At 59.9% G+C, this 444-nt stretch carries 1 pseudogene; it reads right to left on the bottom strand.

Annotated features, from left to right (window positions below):
- Positions 1 to 444 (bottom strand): annotated as a pseudogene (locus tag AC0L20_RS39920) (hypothetical protein); the annotation flags it as partial.

The raw sequence follows: 444 nt of genomic DNA on the forward strand, positions 1-444 counted from the left end.
CGTGGCATCCAGGCCCATTTTTGACCCGAGGCCCGACACCGGCGAGGCGAAATCGAGGTAGTCGATCGGCGTATTGTCGATCATTACCGTGTCGCGCTTGGGGTCCATACGCGTGGTAATGGCCCAGATCACGTCGTTCCAGTCGCGAGCGTTGATGTCGTCGTCGGTGACAATAACGAACTTGGTGTACATGAATTGTCGTAAAAACGACCACACACCCAGCATTACCCGCTTGGCATGGCCGGGATACGACTTTTTCATGGTGACGATGGCCATGCGGTACGAGCAACCTTCCGGCGGCAGGTAGAAGTCGGTGATTTCGCAGGCACCGCGCTGGCGGGCCTGGTGCACGCAGCCGAGCTCAAGGAGATCCGCATTGCCGTGCCCGACCTCAGCGCCGGCACCCAACACAGTGGCGGTGGCATCACCGATGTGTTGCGCGAG

This window comes from Bradyrhizobium sp. Kon58, from assembly GCF_055807455.1.